At 69.4% G+C, this 16798-nt stretch carries 16 protein-coding genes; 5 read left to right on the plus strand and 11 right to left on the minus strand.

Going from position 1 to position 16798, the window contains the following annotated elements:
- Nucleotides 1–186: 186 nt before the first annotated feature.
- From ACI2L1_RS07870 to ACI2L1_RS07880, 3 genes are all read left to right on the plus strand, one after another.
- On the plus strand, nt 187–807 hold the full coding sequence (locus tag ACI2L1_RS07870; protein ID WP_030043659.1) for a DUF47 domain-containing protein: 621 nt from the start codon (nt 187–189) through the stop codon (nt 805–807).
- Between the two features lie 8 nt (nt 808–815).
- Nucleotides 816–1814, plus strand: a complete 999-nt coding sequence (locus ACI2L1_RS07875; protein ID WP_404738423.1) for an anion permease — start codon at nt 816–818, stop codon at nt 1812–1814.
- Nucleotides 1815–1891: 77 nt separating this feature from the next.
- A complete protein-coding gene (locus ACI2L1_RS07880; protein ID WP_404738424.1) occupies nt 1892–2608 on the plus strand; it encodes a response regulator transcription factor in 717 nt (238 codons plus the stop codon).
- Here ACI2L1_RS07880 and ACI2L1_RS07885 read toward each other — a convergent pair.
- Nucleotides 2594–4237, minus strand: a complete 1644-nt coding sequence (locus ACI2L1_RS07885) for a sensor histidine kinase (protein WP_404738425.1) — start codon at nt 4235–4237, stop codon at nt 2594–2596. The two genes, ACI2L1_RS07880 and ACI2L1_RS07885, sit on opposite strands and share 15 nt — an antisense overlap.
- A gap of 212 nt (nt 4238–4449) precedes the next feature.
- Between ACI2L1_RS07885 and ACI2L1_RS07890 the strand changes: the two genes are divergently transcribed.
- Entirely contained in the window at nt 4450–4803 is a 354-nt protein-coding gene (locus ACI2L1_RS07890) for an SH3 domain-containing protein (RefSeq protein ID WP_404738426.1), read from the plus strand.
- 95 nt (nt 4804–4898) lie between these two features.
- Here ACI2L1_RS07890 and ACI2L1_RS07895 read toward each other — a convergent pair whose 3' ends face one another.
- From ACI2L1_RS07895 to pstS, 8 genes are all read right to left on the minus strand, one after another.
- A complete protein-coding gene (locus ACI2L1_RS07895; protein ID WP_404738459.1) occupies nt 4899–6110 on the minus strand; it encodes an ABC transporter permease in 1212 nt (403 codons plus the stop codon).
- 8 nt (nt 6111–6118) lie between these two features.
- Nucleotides 6119–6829 carry an ABC transporter ATP-binding protein gene (locus ACI2L1_RS07900; protein ID WP_404738427.1) on the minus strand — a complete coding sequence of 237 codons (711 nt, stop codon included), beginning with the start codon at nt 6827–6829 and terminating at the stop codon, nt 6119–6121.
- Complete coding sequence (locus tag ACI2L1_RS07905) at nt 6826–8073, minus strand: peptidoglycan-binding protein (protein WP_404738428.1); 1248 nt, start codon at nt 8071–8073, stop codon at nt 6826–6828. The genes ACI2L1_RS07900 and ACI2L1_RS07905 overlap by 4 nt, the downstream gene beginning before the upstream one ends.
- A 2-nt stretch (nt 8074–8075) precedes the next feature.
- On the minus strand, nt 8076–8654 hold the full coding sequence (locus ACI2L1_RS07910; RefSeq protein WP_404738429.1) for a hypothetical protein: 579 nt from the start codon (nt 8652–8654) through the stop codon (nt 8076–8078).
- 238 nt (nt 8655–8892) lie between these two features.
- Nucleotides 8893–9669 (minus strand): phosphate ABC transporter ATP-binding protein PstB, encoded by a 777-nt coding sequence (gene pstB, locus ACI2L1_RS07915; protein ID WP_352391660.1) that lies wholly within the window; start codon nt 9667–9669, stop codon nt 8893–8895.
- A gap of 41 nt (nt 9670–9710) precedes the next feature.
- Nucleotides 9711–10772 (minus strand): phosphate ABC transporter permease PstA, encoded by a 1062-nt coding sequence (pstA, locus tag ACI2L1_RS07920; RefSeq protein WP_404738430.1) that lies wholly within the window; start codon nt 10770–10772, stop codon nt 9711–9713.
- Nucleotides 10769–11773: a phosphate ABC transporter permease subunit PstC gene (pstC, locus tag ACI2L1_RS07925; protein ID WP_404738431.1), complete on the minus strand. Its 1005-nt coding sequence runs from the start codon at nt 11771–11773 to the stop codon at nt 10769–10771. The genes pstA and pstC overlap by 4 nt, the downstream gene beginning before the upstream one ends.
- A gap of 113 nt (nt 11774–11886) precedes the next feature.
- Nucleotides 11887–13011: a phosphate ABC transporter substrate-binding protein PstS gene (gene pstS / locus ACI2L1_RS07930; RefSeq protein WP_404738432.1), complete on the minus strand. Its 1125-nt coding sequence runs from the start codon at nt 13009–13011 to the stop codon at nt 11887–11889.
- Nucleotides 13012–13308: 297 nt separating this feature from the next.
- On the opposite strand from pstS, the gene ACI2L1_RS07935 reads away from it, so the two are divergent.
- On the plus strand, nt 13309–14850 hold the full coding sequence (locus ACI2L1_RS07935; protein ID WP_404738433.1) for an FAD-binding oxidoreductase: 1542 nt from the start codon (nt 13309–13311) through the stop codon (nt 14848–14850).
- Between the two features lie 6 nt (nt 14851–14856).
- Here the strand turns inward: ACI2L1_RS07935 and ACI2L1_RS07940 are convergent, their stop codons facing one another.
- Complete coding sequence (locus tag ACI2L1_RS07940) at nt 14857–15555, minus strand: phosphatase PAP2 family protein (protein WP_404738434.1); 699 nt, start codon at nt 15553–15555, stop codon at nt 14857–14859.
- A gap of 169 nt (nt 15556–15724) precedes the next feature.
- On the minus strand, nt 15725–16669 hold the full coding sequence (locus tag ACI2L1_RS07945; RefSeq protein ID WP_404738460.1) for an NlpC/P60 family protein: 945 nt from the start codon (nt 16667–16669) through the stop codon (nt 15725–15727).
- Between the last annotated feature and the right edge of the window lie 129 nt (nt 16670–16798).

Here is a 16798-nt window from a genome sequence, read left to right on the forward strand (position 1 = left end):
GGTCCTCCAGATCAATACCCCTACCGGGTATATCGTACCGAACTTTGCTGGGTATAGGGCCCTTGGCACGCCCCCCTACGGATCACGCTGCCTCATGGGCGACACTGGGGGACGGCCCATTAGCCGTGGCCGGATGATGCACTTAGCATCAGCCTGACCGAAACCGATGCACCCCGAGGACCCCTTGTGCGCTTTCGTCTGACCCCCAGGGAGACGAGCTTCTACGACATGTTCGCCGCCTCCGCGGACAACATCGTCACGGGCTCGAAGCTCCTGATGGAACTGCTCGGGGCGGACACCGCCGGCCGGGCCGAGATCGCAGAGCGTATGCGGGCCGCTGAACACGCCGGTGACGATGCCACTCACGCGATCTTCCACCAGCTGAACTCCTCGTTCATCACGCCGTTCGACCGTGAGGACATCTACAACCTGGCATCCTCCCTCGACGACATCATGGACTTCATGGAGGAGGCCGTCGACCTGGTCGTCCTCTACAACGTCGAGGAACTCCCCAAGGGCGTCGAGCAGCAGATCGAGGTGCTGGCGCGGGCCGCCGAGCTCACCGCCGAGGCCATGCCGAACCTGCGGACCATGGACAACCTCACCGAGTACTGGATCGAGGTCAACCGGCTGGAGAACCAGGCCGACCAGATCCACCGCAAGCTGCTCGCCATGCTCTTCAACGGCAAGTACGAAGCCATCGAGGTCCTCAAGCTCAAGCAGATCGTGGACGTGCTCGAAGAGGCCGCGGACGCTTTCGAACATGTGGCGAACACGGTGGAGACCATCGCCGTCAAGGAGTCCTGAGCCCTTCCATGGACACCTTCGCTCTGGTCGTGACCATCCTGGTCGCGCTCTTCTTCACGTACACCAACGGCTTCCACGACTCGGCGAACGCGATCGCGACATCGGTGTCGACGCGAGCGCTCACACCCCGGGCCGCGCTGGCCATGGCCGCGGTGATGAACCTCGCGGGCGCGTTTCTCGGGTCCGGGGTCGCGAAAACGGTCAGTGAGGGACTGATCGAGACACCGGCGGGCTCGAAGGGGATGGGGATCCTCTTCGCGGCGCTGGTCGGCGCCATCACCTGGAACCTCGTCACCTGGTACTTCGGGCTGCCCTCCTCGTCCTCGCACGCGCTGTTCGGGGGCATGGTGGGGGCCGCGCTCGCGGGCGGCACCGACGTGATCTGGCACGGTGTGCTCGACAAGGTCGTCATCCCGATGTTCGTGTCCCCGGTGGTCGGCCTGATCGCCGGCTATCTGGTGATGACGGCGATCATGTGGATCTTCCGCCGGGCCAACCCGCACAAGGCCAAGCGGGGCTTCCGGATAGCGCAGACCGTGTCCGCGGCCGGCATGGCCCTCGGCCACGGCCTCCAGGACGCGCAGAAGACCATGGGTGTCGTGGTGATGGCCCTGGTGATCTCAGGCCACGAGACGTACGGCGACCCGATCCCGGTCTGGGTGAAGATCGTCTGCGCGGTGATGCTGTCGCTGGGCACCTACGCGGGCGGCTGGCGCATCATGCGCACCCTGGGCCGGAAGATCATCGAGCTCGACCCCCCGCAGGGCTTCGCCGCGGAGACGACCGGTGCGGCGATCATGTTCACCACCGCTTACCTGTTCAAGGCTCCGGTCTCCACGACCCACGTCATCACCTCGGCGATCATGGGCGTCGGCGCCACGAAGCGCGTGAACGCGGTTCGTTGGGGTGTCGCCAAGAACATCATCCTCGGCTGGTTCATCACGATGCCGGCCGCGGCGATCGTGGCCGCGTGCTCCTTCGGGATCGTGAACCTGCTGTTCCTGTAGCCGGGCCCCGGACGGGAATTCCCGGCCCCCTTGTAATACGGTCCTGGAATGCGCCGGACTTCGCTGGGGGGAAATCGATGAGCGCACGGATTCTGGTCGCCGAGGACGACGAAAAACAGTCTCGACTCATCCGGATCTATCTGGAAAGAGAAGACAACGCGGTGCAGGTCGTGGCCGACGGCCGGGCCGCACTGGATCGGGCCCGTTCGTCCAAGCCGGACCTCATCATCCTCGATGTCATGCTGCCGCTGGTGGACGGGCTCGACGTGTGCCGCATCCTGCGCACCGAGTCGGACGTGCCGATTCTCCTGCTCACCGCCCGCACCACCGAGGAGGACATGCTCCTCGGGCTCGACCTCGGCGCCGACGACTATCTCACCAAGCCGTACAGCCCCCGCGAACTGACCGCTCGGGTACGGGCGCTGCTGCGCCGTTCGCGAAAGGCCGGCGGCACGCCCGAGTCCGCCGTACTGCGGGTCGGCGAGATGGAACTGGACACCGCGCGCTTCGAGGTACGGGTGGCGGGGCAGCCGGTGACGCTGACCGCGAAGGAGTTCTCCATCCTGGAGGCCCTGGCCCGGGAACCGGGCCGCGTCTTCACCCGGCGACAGATCATCGAGCGGGTCTTCGGCTTCGACCGGGACGTGCTTGAGCGGACCGTCGACGCCCATGTGATGAACCTGCGCCGCAAGCTGGAGGCGGACCCGGGGCGGCCCCGCCTGCTGGAGACGGTGTACGGCAGGGGCTACCGCCTCGCCGAAGCCTCCGACGCCTCGGACTCAGCGCGCTCCTGAGCCACCGTCGGTCTCCGGCGCCGCGGGCAGGACGATCGTGAAGGTCGTGCCCACGCCGACCGTGCTGCGCGCCTCGATGGTTCCGCGGTGGTCGGTGACGATCTGACGGGCGATGGACAGTCCCAGGCCGCTGCCACCGGTCGCCCGGCCCCGCGACGCGTCCGCGCGCCAGAAGCGGTCGAAGAGGTGCGGCAGGTCCTCGGCCGATATCCCCCGCCCGGTGTCCCGCACCTCCACCACGGCCAGTTCACCCCGCGGGGCCACCGCCAGAGTGACGGTGCCGCCCGCCGCGGTGGCCCGCAGCGCGTTGCCGACGAGGTTGCCGACGACCTGGCGCAACCGGTCCGGGTCCGCGACCACCGTCACCGGTCCCGGTGCCTCCAGCTCCAGCGCGACGCCCGCCGTCTCGGCCTGGGCGCGATGGGCCGTGCGGCCGGCCTCCAGGAGCTCTCGCAGGTCGACCTCGGCGGGGTGGTAGGTGAGTGCCCCGGCCTCCGCCAGGGCAAGATCCTGCAGGTCTTCCACGATCCGCTGCTGCAGCAGCGCCTCCTCGTGCAGGGAGGCGAGCAGGTCGGGAGTCGGCTCGACGATCCCGTCCCGCAGGGCCTCCAGGTAGCCGCGCAGATTGGCCAGCGGGGTGCGCAGCTCGTGCGCGATGTCACCGGTGAGCCGGCGCTGGCGCTCCTCGCCGGCCTGGAGGGAATCGGCCATGTGGTTGAAGGCCCCGCCGAGCTGGGCGATCTCGTCCCGCCCCGACACGGGGACCCGGCGCCCCAGGTCGCCCTCGCCCAGATCCTTGGCCGCGAGCGTCATGGCACGGACGGGACGCAGTACCGCCCTGCTCAGGACCAGGGCACCCAGGATGACCGAGAGCGCGACCCCTGCGGCGACGACAGTGGTGGGCGCGGCGGCCAGGGTCGGCGGGGACTCGTCCCGCACGCCCAGGCGGATCTCCAGTCGGGGCGGGGCGCTCGATGCGACCCGCTCGCTGAAGACCCGTTGCAGGCAGGCCGTGAACCGCTGCTGCGACTCGCACTGGAGGACCGCCGCGTTGTCCTGTTCCGCGCGCGGATCGAGGCCCCCCGTCGGCTCCGCGCACTGCGCGGTCCGGCGGTCGGCGCTGATCCGGGGCACACCCATGGCATCCGGCCCGGCCGTCACCTGGACACCGGCCCGCGTCAGACAGGCCGCGTAGGACGCCGCGGCACGGTAGTCGGCGATCGCCTTGACCGTCTGCTTCATGGAGATTCGCCGCACCTGGCCCTCGGGGAACCGCAGCTGGGGGCGCGGGTCGACCAGCACCGCAGGCTGACTGCTCAGCGCCCGGGGGGCACGGCCGGCGAGGGCGTCGGAGTCGGCGAGCAGCCCGTCGGTCTCCGTGGCGACCCGGATGCGCTGGCCGGTGTCCTTCGCGAGCTCGGCGACCGTCGGGGAGAGCCCGTCCCAGGTGCCGTGGGCGAATCCGTAGTCGCGCAGTTCACCGGTGATCCGGGAGATCTCCTGCCGCCCTGCCGTGACGGTCTCCTCGATCTGCCGGTTCGCCTGACGAAGGATCAGCCAGGCGGTGGCCGCGGTGGCTGCCATCGCGACCAGCATGAGCAGGCCGAGGACCCGGAGGCGGAAGCTCATCTTTCCCTTTTCGCATCAATTTGCTGGATTTTGGTCACTGACAGATCAGAAATAGCCAGTCGGTGCCGGAATGATTTCTTCACCCCCCTCTGGACGGTGATCGTACTTACGCCTCCCGCATCCCTGGCGATGCAGAGGCCGCTGCTTTCACTTGCATGCCCTCCGGCATCAGGTGCAGCGCCGACTGGAAAACAACCCATTGGGGGATCCGAATGAAGCTCAGACAAGCAGCTCTCGTTCCCGCACTGGCGGCGGTCGCCCTGGCCGTTCCGCTCTCCCTCTCCACTCCCGCGTCCGCGGCCGCCTCGTGCGGCACCACCGTCTCGGACAAGGACGGCAGCTCCTGGGGCAAGACCGCCAACGGGGCCAACGAGCGCAGCGGTTCCAGCACCGGTTGTGCCATCAAGGGCATCGCCTACAACACCCAGGCCCTCGACTACCACTGCTACACCTGGGGCAGCGACTACAGCTGGACGTTCGTGCGCAACGACGCCACGGGCGTGACCGGCTGGATCCGTGACGACCTGCTGAGCGACGGTGGCAGCTCCGTCTGGTGCGGCTTCTAGCAGCTCCTCGGCTGCGCTGAGCGCACCGAGATGATGTGATCCCAGGGGCGGTCCCGCGCGCGAGGGACCGCCCCTTCTCATGTCATCGCCTCTTCTCACGTCCCGGACAGCGCGACCGTCGGCGACAGCCTGCTGGCCCGGACCGCCGGATACAGCCCGGCGATCACACCGATGACCAGCGTCGAGCCGATCCCCGCCGCGCTCGCCCACGCCGGCACCACCGTCGGCCAGCCGCGGCTGACGGCGTATCCCGAGGTGATCAGCGTGCCGAGCACGGTTCCTCCGAGGCCTCCGACGAGGGACAGCAGCAGCGACTCGGTCACGAACTGGGTCCGGATCTGACCGCTGGTCGCCCCGAGCGCCCGGCGCAGGCCGATCTCCGGACGGCGTTCCAGCACCGAGATCACCATGGTGTTGCCCACCCCGACACCGCCGACGAGCAGGGCGACCCCGCCGAGGCCCAGCAGCAGCCCGGTCAGCGTCGACTCGGTGGCCTCGCGGGCGGCGAGCGCGTCCGAGGGCCGCGACACCCGCACCTCGCCCGGCTTCTCGGGGTACGCCGTGGCCGCGAGGACCCCGCGGACCGCCGTGACCTGACTGTCCTCGGCACGGACGTAGACCGTGGACGGATGGCCGTCGAAGCCGAGGTACGTCCGGGCGGCCGGCCAGCCCACCAGGGCGGCGCTGTCGAGTTCCGGGGCCAGCGGCACCGGATCGAGGACGCCGACCAGCGAGAACCACCGGCCGCCGATCCACACCCGCACGCCGGGCGTGTACACGTCGAGCCGACGGGCGGCCGTGGCGCCGAGGACGACCGCCGGGTAGTCCTCGGTGGCCGAGTCCAGCCAGCGGCCCCTGCGGACCTCCCCGCCGACGGCGGGCAGCAGACCGGTACCGGCCGCGAGGACCTCCAGGGAACCGGTGTGGCCGACGGCGATGCGTTCGTTGCGGTAGACCCCGGCATCGGTGGCACCGGTCGCGGCGACCTGCCGCACCGGTGGGATCCGGCGGATCATCGGCACGGCCTCCACCGGCAGTTCGGCCTCCTCACCGGTCAGGGACTCGCCGGGCGCCACGCGCAGCAGATTGGTGCCGAGCGCGTCCAGCCGCTGGTCCACCTCCGCCTGCCCGGAGCCCGAGATGCCGACCACCGCGATCATCGCGGCGACGCCGATCGCGATACCGAGGGCGGAGAGGAAGACCCGCAGCGGCCGCGTGCGCAGTCCGGTGCCGCCGAGGCGGACGACATCGGCGGGCCGCAGCCGTGCCGCCCGCAGCCGGGACCGGCCGCCGTCGGCGTCGCGCATACCGTCGCTCACCACGCGGCCCCTATCGTCGTGTTCCGCGCGGTGTCCCCGATCAGCCGGCCGTCACGCATCTCCAGACGGCGGGGCAGCCCGGCGGCGATCTCACGGTCGTGCGTGATGATCACGACGGTGGTGCCCGAGGCATGCAGCTCCCGCAGCAGCTCAAGTACGGCCGCCCCCGACGCGGAGTCGAGATTCCCGGTCGGCTCGTCCGCCAGCAGCACCGACGGTCCGCCTACGACCGCACGGGCGACCGCGGCCCGCTGCCGTTCCCCGCCGGAGAGCTGGTGCGGCAGATGACGGACCCGGTGGCTGAGTCCCACCCGGGCCAGCGCCTCGGCGGCCTGCGCGCGTCGGCGCCGTAGCGGGACGCCCGCGTAGAGCAGGCCGTCCGCGACCGAGTCCAGCACCGGAACGCCGACCGCCAGATGGAACTGCTGGAAGACGAAGCCGATCCGGGTGGCCCGCAGCGCGGAGACCTCGCGGTCGGACAGCCGCGCCACGTCGTGGCCGTCGATCAGGACGCGCCCCGCCGAGGGCCGGTCGAGGCTGCCCATGAGGTGGAGCATGCTGGACTTGCCGGAGCCCGAGGGGCCCACCACGCCGACCAGTTCGCCCCGCCCGACGCACAGGCTCACGTCACTGAGCGCCGTCACCCCACCCGGATACGTCTTGGAGACCGCGTCGAACTCCACGACCGTCGCAGATCCGCCGCTCACTCCGGAATCCTCACCTTCAGGCCCTCGCGGACCGCGGAACCGCTCACCTCGACCCTGCCGTCCGCGAAGAGCCCCGTCTTCACGGCGACGAAGGTGCCGTCCGTGGTCTCCAGGCCGTGGCCGCCCTCCGCGAGCGCGACCAGCGCGGCCACCGGGACCGTCAGCACCTGCTTGGCCTCCCGGCCCACGTACTCGACGGTGACGGGTCCGCTCTCCAACTGCCCCAGCGCCTTCTGGTCCTTGATCGTGACGGTCACCGGTACGGTCGCCGACGTCTCGCCGGAGCCCGCCTCGCCTCCCTCGGGCGCGGTCGCCTCCTTGCCGACCGAGGCAACCTCGCCCCGCGCCGCCGCGCCGTCCGGCAGCCGTACTGTGACGGCCGTGCCGCGTACGGCCCAACTCGCTTCCGCCGCTGAGGCGTTGACCACGACCTTCCGCGTCGAGCCGGTGTACGAGAGGGTGTTCTCGCCGACGGCCCCGCCGAGCCGGACGCCCGGGTGGCCGATCCGCACCTTGCCGGCGGAGTAGATGACGTCCCCGATGCCGACCGTGCCGGTCTGCGGCTCGCCGAGCGCCTTCTGCCAGCGCTTGACCGCCGCCGCGGTGCCGGCGGTGAAGGTCTCGTCCACGGTGAAGCCGGAGTAGCCGAGCGCGGCCAGGTTGGTCTCGAACTGGAGGACGTCCATGCCGGTGAGCTCGGTCGCGGCGTCGGTCGCCGCGGCCGACGGGGTGGCGCTCGGGGCTGCCGACTTGGCGTCGGTGCCGCCGTCCGACCCCTGCTCCGCCTGAGCCTCCCCCGACTCCGACTCCGACTCCGACGTGCCGGACCCCAGTCCCAGATCCCGGTACATGGGCAGGCTCCCGTACAGGAGCACCACCGGGCGGTCGTCGACGCGCAGCAGCGCGTCCCCGCGCTTCACCGACGCCCCCGTCTCGGGCAGCCAGGTCACGGTCCCCGTCGCCTTGACCGGCAGCGGTATCTCCGTGCCGTATCCCAACTGTCCGTCCACGGTGGTGCGTTCGGTCAGCGTGGACCGGGTGACCGGGACGAGCGAACCGGCCCGGGACGGCGCACTCGGCTCCTCGTCCCCGCCGCCCCCGAGCCCCAGCGCCCCGACCACGGAGACAGCGGCCACGAGGACCATGGCCGAGACGATCAAGGCCGTACGTCGACGCCGTACGCCCGGCGCCGGCGCGGGAGCCGTCCCGGGCTCGTCGTCGATCTGTGGCACCGTCTCCGTCATGATCAGCCCTTGCCCGGGCTCGCGTCGGCCGGGACTCCGACGATCGGCCCGCAGATCCGGATGGCCCGCTTCGCGGAGGCGGAGCTCTGGTCCCACTCGCCCTGCCCGAGACCGTCGGGGCCGGGGTCGGGGAAGTCGGCGGCGCCGTTCTTCTGCATGCACTCGGCGTACTCGAGCTTCACCTTGATCTGCTCGGGAGACAGGGAGGGCTGGTTGCCGTTCTCGACGCTCTCGGGGACGGCGACCTGATACTTGGCGCACTGCTCGGTGGCCGTCCTGAACTTCGGGTTCTTCTTCAGGGCGAGCACGTCGTCACCGCCCCCGAAGTCGATGTTCCCCTTGGCGTCCGGGTCCGGTGCGTCGATCCCGTTGTCCCGCAGGCACTTCACATAGGTGCGCTGCGCCTCGACGTACGCGGCCACGTCGTCCCCGCCGGCCTGCGCGCTCGCCGTACCGGACGCCTTGGCCGTGCCGCCCGCGGCCGTCGGGACCTTCGACCCGCCGTCGCCGCCGCCGCACCCGGCCACCGCGAAGGCCGCGACCGAGGCCGCGACGGCCAGCAGTACCCGATTCACCCTCATCGGTTCTCCCCCACTCCTGTCGGACCCGACCGCCACCGCGGCAGGCAGGCCGATCGTAGGAAGGGGATGATGAAGAACTCTTGAAGAACCTGTCCGCCGACGATGCGGCCCGGAATCGGCCGACCTGCGGCTGCCGCATACGACAACGGGCCCGCCCCCGGAATCCGGGGGCGGGCCCTCTGTGTCCTCGCGGTGGCACCGCCATGCAGCACCGCGAGGGGTCAATGAGGCCCTCGGCTCAGCCGAAGCGGCCGGAGATGTAGTCCTCCGTGGCCTGGACCGACGGGTTGGAGAAGATGCGCTCCGTCTCGTCGATCTCGATCAGCTTGCCGGGCTGGCCGACGGCCGCCAGGTTGAAGAAAGCCGTGCGGTCGGAGACACGGGCGGCCTGCTGCATGTTGTGCGTCACGATGACGATCGTGAAGCGCTCCTTCAGCTCACCGATCAGGTCCTCGATGGCGAGGGTCGAGATGGGGTCCAGGGCCGAGCAGGGCTCGTCCATCAGCAGGACCTTGGGCTCGACCGCGATCGCCCGCGCGATGCACAGACGCTGCTGCTGACCACCGGACAGGCCCGAACCCGGCTTGTTCAGGCGGTCCTTGACCTCGTTCCAGAGGTTCGCGCCCTTGAGGGACTTCTCGACGACGTCCGCCAGCTCGGACTTCTTGTACGAGCCGTTCAGGCGCAGCCCCGCCGCCACGTTGTCGAAGATCGACATCGTGGGAAACGGGTTCGGGCGCTGGAAGACCATGCCGACCTCGCGGCGCACGGACACGGGGTCTATGCCCTGGCCGTACAGGTCCTCGTCGTCGAGGAGCACCTTGCCCTCGACCCGGCCGCCCGAGGTGACCTCGTGCATACGGTTCAGCGTGCGCAGGAAGGTCGACTTGCCGCAGCCGGAGGGGCCGATGAAGGCCGTCACCGAGCGGGGCTCGACCGTCATCGAGATGTCTTCGATCGCCTTGTGGGAGCCGTAGTAGGCGGTCAGCCCACTTACGTCGATTCGCTTGGCCATGACTACTTCACTTCCAGATCTTCGGTCGCTGTATGGCCGCGTCAGCGACCGGTCTTCGGGGCCTTCCAGCGGGCGATCCCGCGAGCCACCAGGTTGAGGATCATCACGAAGGCGATCAGGGTCAGGGACGCCGCCCACGCTCGGTCGTACGCCGCACCGGCACCCGCGCTGTTCGCGTACTGCTGGTAGATGTACAGCGGCAGCGACTGCTGCGCACCTTCGAACGGGTTGGAGTTGATGAGCGAGTTCCCCCAGACCAGGAGGAGCACCGGGGCGGTCTCGCCCGCGATACGCGCGATCGCCAGCATGATGCCGGTCGTGATGCCGCCGATCGAGGTCGGCAGGACCACCTTCAGGATGGTGCGCCACTTCGGGACGCCGAGCGCCAGGGACGCCTCGCGCAGCTCGTTCGGGACGAGCTTGAGCATCTCCTCCGTGGAACGGACGACGACCGGCATCATCAGGATGGCCAGCGCGAGCGAGCCGGCGAAGCCGAAGGGCTGCATGTCGGCCATCAGCATGATCGACAGGATGAACAGGCCCGCGACGATCGACGGGATACCGGTCATCACGTCGACGAAGAAGGTGACGGACTTGGCGAGCTTGCCGCGGCCGTACTCCACCAGGTAGACGGCGGTGAGCACACCGATCGGCGCGGCGATGACCGTGGCGAGGGCGACCTGCTCCAGGCTGCCGAGGATGGCGTGGTAGATGCCACCGCCCGGCTCGGAGTCGGAGATCAGGCCCATGGAGTGGCTCAGGAAGTAGAAGTCGAGGACCTTCACACCGCGCGAGACGGTCGACCACACCAGGGAGACCAGCGGGATCAGGGCGAGCAGGAAGGCGACCCAGACCAGAGCGGTCGCGACCCGGTCCTTGGCCTGGCGGCGGCCCTCCACGCGGGCGGCGATCCCGTACGTACCGCCGATGAAGAGGATCGCGGCGATCAGGGCCCACTGGATGCTGCTGTCCAGACCGGCGGCCGCGCTGATGCCGAGACCGAGGGCGACGGAGCCGACGGCGATGGCGTACGGGGCCCACTTGGGAAGGCTGGCGCCACGCAGGGTGCTGGGGCGCTTTTCGGCGATGACGGCGTTGCTCATGCGTTGGCCCCCGAGTACTCCGCGCGGCGGGCGATGATCACGCGGGCCGCGCCGTTGACCAGCAGGGTGATGACGAACAGGACCAGACCGGAGGCGATCAGCGCGTCCCGGCCCGTCTCGCTGGCCTCACCGAACTTGCTGGCGATGTTCTGGGCGAAGGTGCCGCCGCCCGGGTCGAGCAGGCTGCTCTGGATGTCGAAGGTCGGCGAGAGCACGGTCGCGACGGCCATCGTCTCGCCGAGCGCACGGCCGAGGCCGAGCATCGAGGCGGAGATCACACCGGAGCGGCCGAAGGGGATGACCGCCATGCGGATCACCTCCCAGCGGGTGGCGCCGAGCGCCAGGGCCGCCTCCTCGTGCATCTGCGGGACCTGGCGGAAGACCTCGCGGCTCACGTTGGTGATGATCGGCAGGATCATGATCGCGAGCAGTACGCCGACGGTGAGCATCGAGCGGGGCGCGCCGCCCTGCCAGGAGAAGATGCCGGTCCAGCCGAGGTAGTCGTTCAGCCAGCCGAAGAGGCCGTTCATGTGAGGGACGAGGATCAGGGCGCCCCAGAGGCCGTAGACGATGGACGGCACGGCGGCGAGCAGATCGATCACGTAGGCGATGGGACCGCTCAGCCTGCGCGGGGCGTAGTGCGTGAGGAACAGCGCGATGGCGACCGCGATCGGGACCGCGATGGCCATGGCGACGATCGAGGAGACGATCGTGCCGAAGGCGAGGACCGCGATACCGAACTTCGGCGGGACGAGCTGGGTGTTCCACTCGAAGGCGGTGAAGAAGTTGGCCTCGTCCTTGCTGATCGCGATCGAGGCGCGATAGGTGAGGAAGACCGCGATCGCGGCCATGATCACCAACAGCAGGATGCCCGACCCGCGGGAGAGACCGAGGAAGATCCGGTCACCGGGTCGGGTGGCGCCACGGGCCGCGCGCTTCTGCTCGGCCGTGGGGGGCTGGGGGGTGGGGGGAGGAGTGTCTGTTATCTGTGTCGTGTCCATCGGGTTCTCCGGTCTGCGGAGCCGTACGTGCTGTGCGGCTCCTGGCGGCGGTGCACCGGACGGTGCGGTCCGGTCCGGGACCCGCAAGCCCCGGACCGGACTGCACACTCAGGTCAGCTCAGGCCCTCGATGGTGGTGCGGACCTTGGCGATGATGTCGTCGGGGATCGGCGCGTAGTCGTTGGCCTCCAGGACGCTCTGGCCGTCCTCGGAGGCGATGTAGCGCAGGAACGCCTTGGTACCGGCCAGGGTGTCGGCCTTGTTGCCCTTGTCGCAAGCGATCTCGTAGGTCACCAGGACCATCGGGTAGGCGCCGTCGGCCTTGGTGCCGTAGTTCAGCTTCAGCGCCAGGTCCGAGCCGGTGCCGACGACCTTGGCCTCGGCGATGGCCTTGGTGGCGTTGGCGACGGTGGCCTCGACCGGGGCGGCGGCACCGGTGTCGAGGGAGACCGGCTTGATGCCGTCCTTGGCGTAGGAGAGCTCGAAGTAGCCGATGGCGCCGTTGGTCTGCTTGACCTGCTGGGCCACACCCGAGGAGCCGGACGCCGACTGGCCGCCCTTGGCCTGCCAGGCCTTGCCGCCCTCGTACGGGAAGGAGTCCTTGGCCTGGTCGATCAGGTACTTGGTGAAGTTGTCCGTGGTGCCGGACTCGTCCGAGCGGTGGAACGCCTGGATCTTCAGGTCCGGAAGGGTGACGTCCTTGTTCAGAGCCTTGATCGCCGGGTCGTTCCAGTTGGTGATCTGGTTGTTGAAGATCTTGGCGAGCGTCTCGGCGTTCAGCGTGAGCTTGTCGACGCCGGAAACGTTGAAGCCGACCGCGATCGGGCCGCCGACCATCGGAAGGTCGATCGCCTGGCCGCCGGAGCAGACGCTCTTGGAGGCGGTGACCTCTTCCGGCTTCAGCGCGGAGTCGGAGCCGGCGAAGGCGACCTGGCCGTTGGTGAACGCGGTGATGCCCGCGCCGGAACCACTGCCCTTGTAGTTGATCTGCACACCACACGCGGCGGTGAACTGCTTGACCCAGGCGTCGATCGCGTTCTTCTGCGCGGAAGAGCCGTCGGCGAGCAGCTGGCCCTTGGCGTCGTCACACTTGATGTTGCCCGCGGCCGCCGTCGCGGACGCGCTGCTGCCGCTGCCGTCGCTGGTGTCGTCGGAGCCGCACGCCGTGAGGGCCAGGGCGCCGGAGACGGCGAGAGCACCGAAGGCGAGGGCCCGCCGGTTCTTGCGCTGAAGCTTCACTTGAGTTCCTTCCGGGAGCCGCCGTCCTGAATCCGGCGGCGTGCGCGAAGTCTGGGTGATACGGATGCGCATTCGAGACGCACCACGCATCGCGTAAGGCCGAAATTAGGCAGATCAGGTGAAGGCGTTTATGGCCGGAAGTGAACGGCGGGTGAACCCCTGCAGAAGGTGCGGTGAGGTCACGGAACGCTTACGTCGAGGGCACAGTGTGATTCCGGAACCCACGCGGGAACCCGCGCCCCCTCAGTACCGTCTCGTTCCACGGAAGCCGACGAGGCCGACGAAAGGCACGGACACATGGAACGGCGTACGTTCATCGGGGGCGGCGCGGCCGCGCTCGCCGCGGTTGGCACGGCCGCGTGCGAAAACGGCGGAAGCGCCGACGCCACGCAGAGCACCGTCGCCCGGTCCCTCTCCTCCCGTACGCCCGCCGCGGCCGCCGCGAACTGGTCAGCCCTCGCCCGCGACCTGGACGGCGCCCTGGCCCGCCCCGGCGACTCCGACTGGGCGACCGCCCGCCAGCTCTACAACACCCGCTTCGACTCGCTGAAGCCCGCGGCGGTGGCGTACGTGGCGAACACGGACGACATCCGCACCGCGCTCGCCTACGCCCGCGCCCACGACATCCGGGTGGCGATCCGCAACGGCGGCCACTCGTACGCCGGCTGGTCCTCGGGAAACAACCGGCTGATCGTCGATGTCTCCAGGCTGAACCGCGTCCGCGCCTCGGGCGGCACCGCCGTGGTCGGCGCCGGCGCCAAGCTGATCGACGTCTACCGGGCCCTCACCGCCAAGGGCGTGACGATCCCGGCCGGCTCGTGCCCGACGGTCGGCGTCTCCGGTCTCACCCTGGGCGGCGGCCACGGCGTGGCTTCCCGGGCCTACGGACTGACCTGCGACAACCTCACCCAGGCGACGCTGATAACGGCCGACGGCAAGCAGCTCACCGCGAACGCCACCACCAACAAGGACCTGTTCTGGGCGCTGCGCGGCGCGGGCAACGGCAATTTCGGCGTGGTGACCGAACTGCACTTCAGGACCCACCCGGCCCCGCAGGGCGTGACCGCGTACGCGACCTGGCCCTGGTCGAAGGCGGCCGCCGTGGTGAGGGCGTGGCAGGAGTGGGGTCCCGGCCAGCCCGACGAGATCTGGTCCTCCTGCCATCTGGAGAACGGCGGCTCGCCCTCCGTGGCGGTCGCCGCGTTCTCCATGGGCACCTACGGCGAGCTCCAGAACGCGCTCGACCGCCTGGCCGACCGGATCGGCTCACCTGCCCGCAGCGTCACGCTCCGGCGGCACTCCTACGAGAGCGCGATGGAGGCGTACGCGGGCTGCTCGTCCTTCTCCACGGACGCCAAGTGCCACCTGCCCGGCTCCACCCCGGGCCGCTCCCCCCAGGGCGCCCTCGGCCGCGAGACCTACGCGGCCCGCTCGGACTTCTTCGACCGCTCGATCTCGGCCGCCGGCATCCAGACCCTCCTGAAGCAGATCACCTCGGTCCGGGGCGGCTCGGGCAGCATCGCCCTGACCGCCCTCGGCGGAGCGGTCAACCGCGTCTCCCCCACGGCCACGGCCTTCGTCCACCGCCGCTCCCGCATGCTGGCCCAGTACATAGCGTCCTGGAAGGCGGGAACCACGGGTTCGACGGCCCAGAGCTGGCTGACGGGGGCCCACAACGCGATGAAGCCCTACGCCTCGGGAGCGGCGTACCAGAACTACACGGACCCGACGCTGAAGGACTGGCGGAAGGCGTACTACGGCGACGCGGCGAGCAAGCTGGCAAAGCTGAAGAAGCAGTACGACCCGCAGGCGTTCTTCACGTACCCGCAGTCGCTGTAGGTCCTTCTACGCGGCCAGGTCCCTCTCGGAAGCCGCGGCCTCCTGCCGGGCCCCGGGAATCACCGGGGCCCCCCGCTCGACCCCTCGTGCGCGCACGATCCACGCCCCCTTCGACGACCCCTCCACCGCCTTCATGACCGGCGCGAGAAGGGCCATCGCAAGCGGGGACAGCAGCAGAGCCACAGCGGTACCGAGCGCGAACCCGCCGATGACATCCGTCGGATAGTGCACACCCATATAAACCCGGCAAAACCCTTCGAGCAGCGCGAGCGCAATGCCGAAGAGACCGAACTTCCGATGGGCCACGAACAAGCCGACCGCCATCGCCATGGTGATCGTCGCGTGGTCGCTCACAAACGAATAGTCGGTCTTGCCGGAGACCAGAACCTCAAGTCCCTCGTGCGTCCGGAAGGGCCGGGGCCGCTCGACGAACCCCCTTATGGGCACGTTGACCAGCACTGCGATCGCGGCAGCCAACGGCGCCCACACCAGCGCGGCCACGGACCCCGCCGCGTCCTCACCGCCACGCCGCCGCACGGACCACCAGCACCACACGACGAGCAGGACCATGCCCAGCAGGATGCCGTACTCCCCGACATACTCCATGACCCGGTCGAACCAGTGCGGGGCGTCCTTGGCCAGGCCGTTGATGTCGTAGAGCAGGTCGACGTCGGGGTTCGACCCGGATTCGGCGAGAACAGCCATGGTCCTGCGGCCCCTTCGTCGTCTTTCCCGGCGTACCCATGTGCGCTCGGCTACGCCCTCAGGAACGCACGGCTCCTGTTAATACGTTCCACACTCCACTGAATGATCACGCAGACGTTATCGAAGAGAGACACATCGCCGCAGCTCAGGGGGTGGGTTTCACGTTCCGTCACACCGTCGTGGGCAATGCTTTCGCGCCATCTTCGGTGACCCGCGTGGCACCGAAGTACTCAGAAGTGTCGATCGGGTCGAACCGGATCACAGCACCTGTTCTCGGCGCGTCGATCATGTACCCGCCGCCCACATAAATCCCTACATGGTGGATGGCGCGCGAGTTGGTGAGGTCCTTGGAGAAGAACACCAGATCCCCCGGCAACAGTTCACTTCTGGCCGGATGCGGGCCCGCGTTGTACTGGTCGTTCGCAACGCGCGGCAGCGTGATCCCCACACTCTCGTACGAGGCCTGCGTCAGCCCGGAACAGTCGAAGCGTCCGCCCTGCGCAGCGGTACCGGTACCGCCCCACAGATAAGGCGTCCCGAGCTTCTTCTGCGCGTAATAGATGGCACCGGCGGCCTGCCTGGAGGGATCGACGCGGGTCGTCGGCGCGGCGAAGCTCTCCTCCAGAGTCGTGATGGTCTTCACGTAGTTCTGGGTTTCCGTGTACGGCGGCACGCCCCCGTACTTGATGACCGCGTAGGCGCCCGCGTTGTAGGAGGCGAGCATGTTGGCGGTGATGTTCCCGGGAACGTCCTTCACATAGGACGCGAGCTTGCAGTCGTACGAAGCCGCCGAGGGAATCGCGTCATTGGGATCCCAGACGTCCTTGTCGCCGTCCCCGTCCCCGTCGACCCCGTGCGTGGCCCAGGTCCCGGGAATGAACTGCGCTATTCCCTGTGCCGCCGCGGCGCTCTGGGCCTTCGGGTTGAATCCGCTCTCCTGGTAGAGCTGGGCGGCGAGCAGGGCCGGGTTGATGGCGGGGCAGAGGTTGCCCCACTTCTGCACGAGGGGCTGGTACGCGGCCGGAACGGCCCCCTTGGCCAGGGACTTGGCGGCCCCGCCCACGCCGTTCGCGAGATTCCCGGCGACGACGTAGACCCCCACGACGAGCAGCATCACGAAGCTGAGCCCCGCTCCGAGAGCGGCGCCCGCCACGAGCCACGCCTTACGCACCGTCAACCGCCCCTCGGACACTGGGAGTACGCCCGCGCCAGTTTATGAGCTTTCCCCGACGGAAACCGCGGT

The organism is Streptomyces sp. NPDC019531 (assembly GCF_044903305.1).
Classification (GTDB): Bacteria; Actinomycetota; Actinomycetes; order Streptomycetales; family Streptomycetaceae; genus Streptomyces.

What these genes read in the sequence shown, in the direction of transcription:
- ACI2L1_RS07875 (WP_404738423.1), top strand. Translation starts at nt 816, where the DNA reads ATGGACACCTTCGCTCTGGTCGTGACCATCCTGGTCGCGCTCTTCTTC.
- ACI2L1_RS07880 (WP_404738424.1), top strand. Translation starts at nt 1,892, where the DNA reads ATGAGCGCACGGATTCTGGTCGCCGAGGACGACGAAAAACAGTCTCGA.
- ACI2L1_RS07885 (WP_404738425.1), bottom strand. Translation starts at nt 4,237, where the DNA reads ATGAGCTTCCGCCTCCGGGTCCTCGGCCTGCTCATGCTGGTCGCGATG.
- ACI2L1_RS07890 (WP_404738426.1), top strand. Translation starts at nt 4,450, where the DNA reads ATGAAGCTCAGACAAGCAGCTCTCGTTCCCGCACTGGCGGCGGTCGCC.
- ACI2L1_RS07895 (WP_404738459.1), bottom strand. Translation starts at nt 6,110, where the DNA reads ATGCGCGACGCCGACGGCGGCCGGTCCCGGCTGCGGGCGGCACGGCTG.
- ACI2L1_RS07905 (WP_404738428.1), bottom strand. Translation starts at nt 8,073, where the DNA reads ATGACGGAGACGGTGCCACAGATCGACGACGAGCCCGGGACGGCTCCC.
- ACI2L1_RS07910 (WP_404738429.1), bottom strand. Translation starts at nt 8,654, where the DNA reads ATGAGGGTGAATCGGGTACTGCTGGCCGTCGCGGCCTCGGTCGCGGCC.
- pstB (WP_352391660.1), bottom strand. Translation starts at nt 9,669, where the DNA reads ATGGCCAAGCGAATCGACGTAAGTGGGCTGACCGCCTACTACGGCTCC.
- pstA (WP_404738430.1), bottom strand. Translation starts at nt 10,772, where the DNA reads ATGAGCAACGCCGTCATCGCCGAAAAGCGCCCCAGCACCCTGCGTGGC.
- pstC (WP_404738431.1), bottom strand. Translation starts at nt 11,773, where the DNA reads ATGGACACGACACAGATAACAGACACTCCTCCCCCCACCCCCCAGCCC.
- ACI2L1_RS07935 (WP_404738433.1), top strand. Translation starts at nt 13,309, where the DNA reads ATGGAACGGCGTACGTTCATCGGGGGCGGCGCGGCCGCGCTCGCCGCG.
- ACI2L1_RS07940 (WP_404738434.1), bottom strand. Translation starts at nt 15,555, where the DNA reads ATGGCTGTTCTCGCCGAATCCGGGTCGAACCCCGACGTCGACCTGCTC.
- ACI2L1_RS07945 (WP_404738460.1), bottom strand. Translation starts at nt 16,669, where the DNA reads ATGCTGCTCGTCGTGGGGGTCTACGTCGTCGCCGGGAATCTCGCGAAC.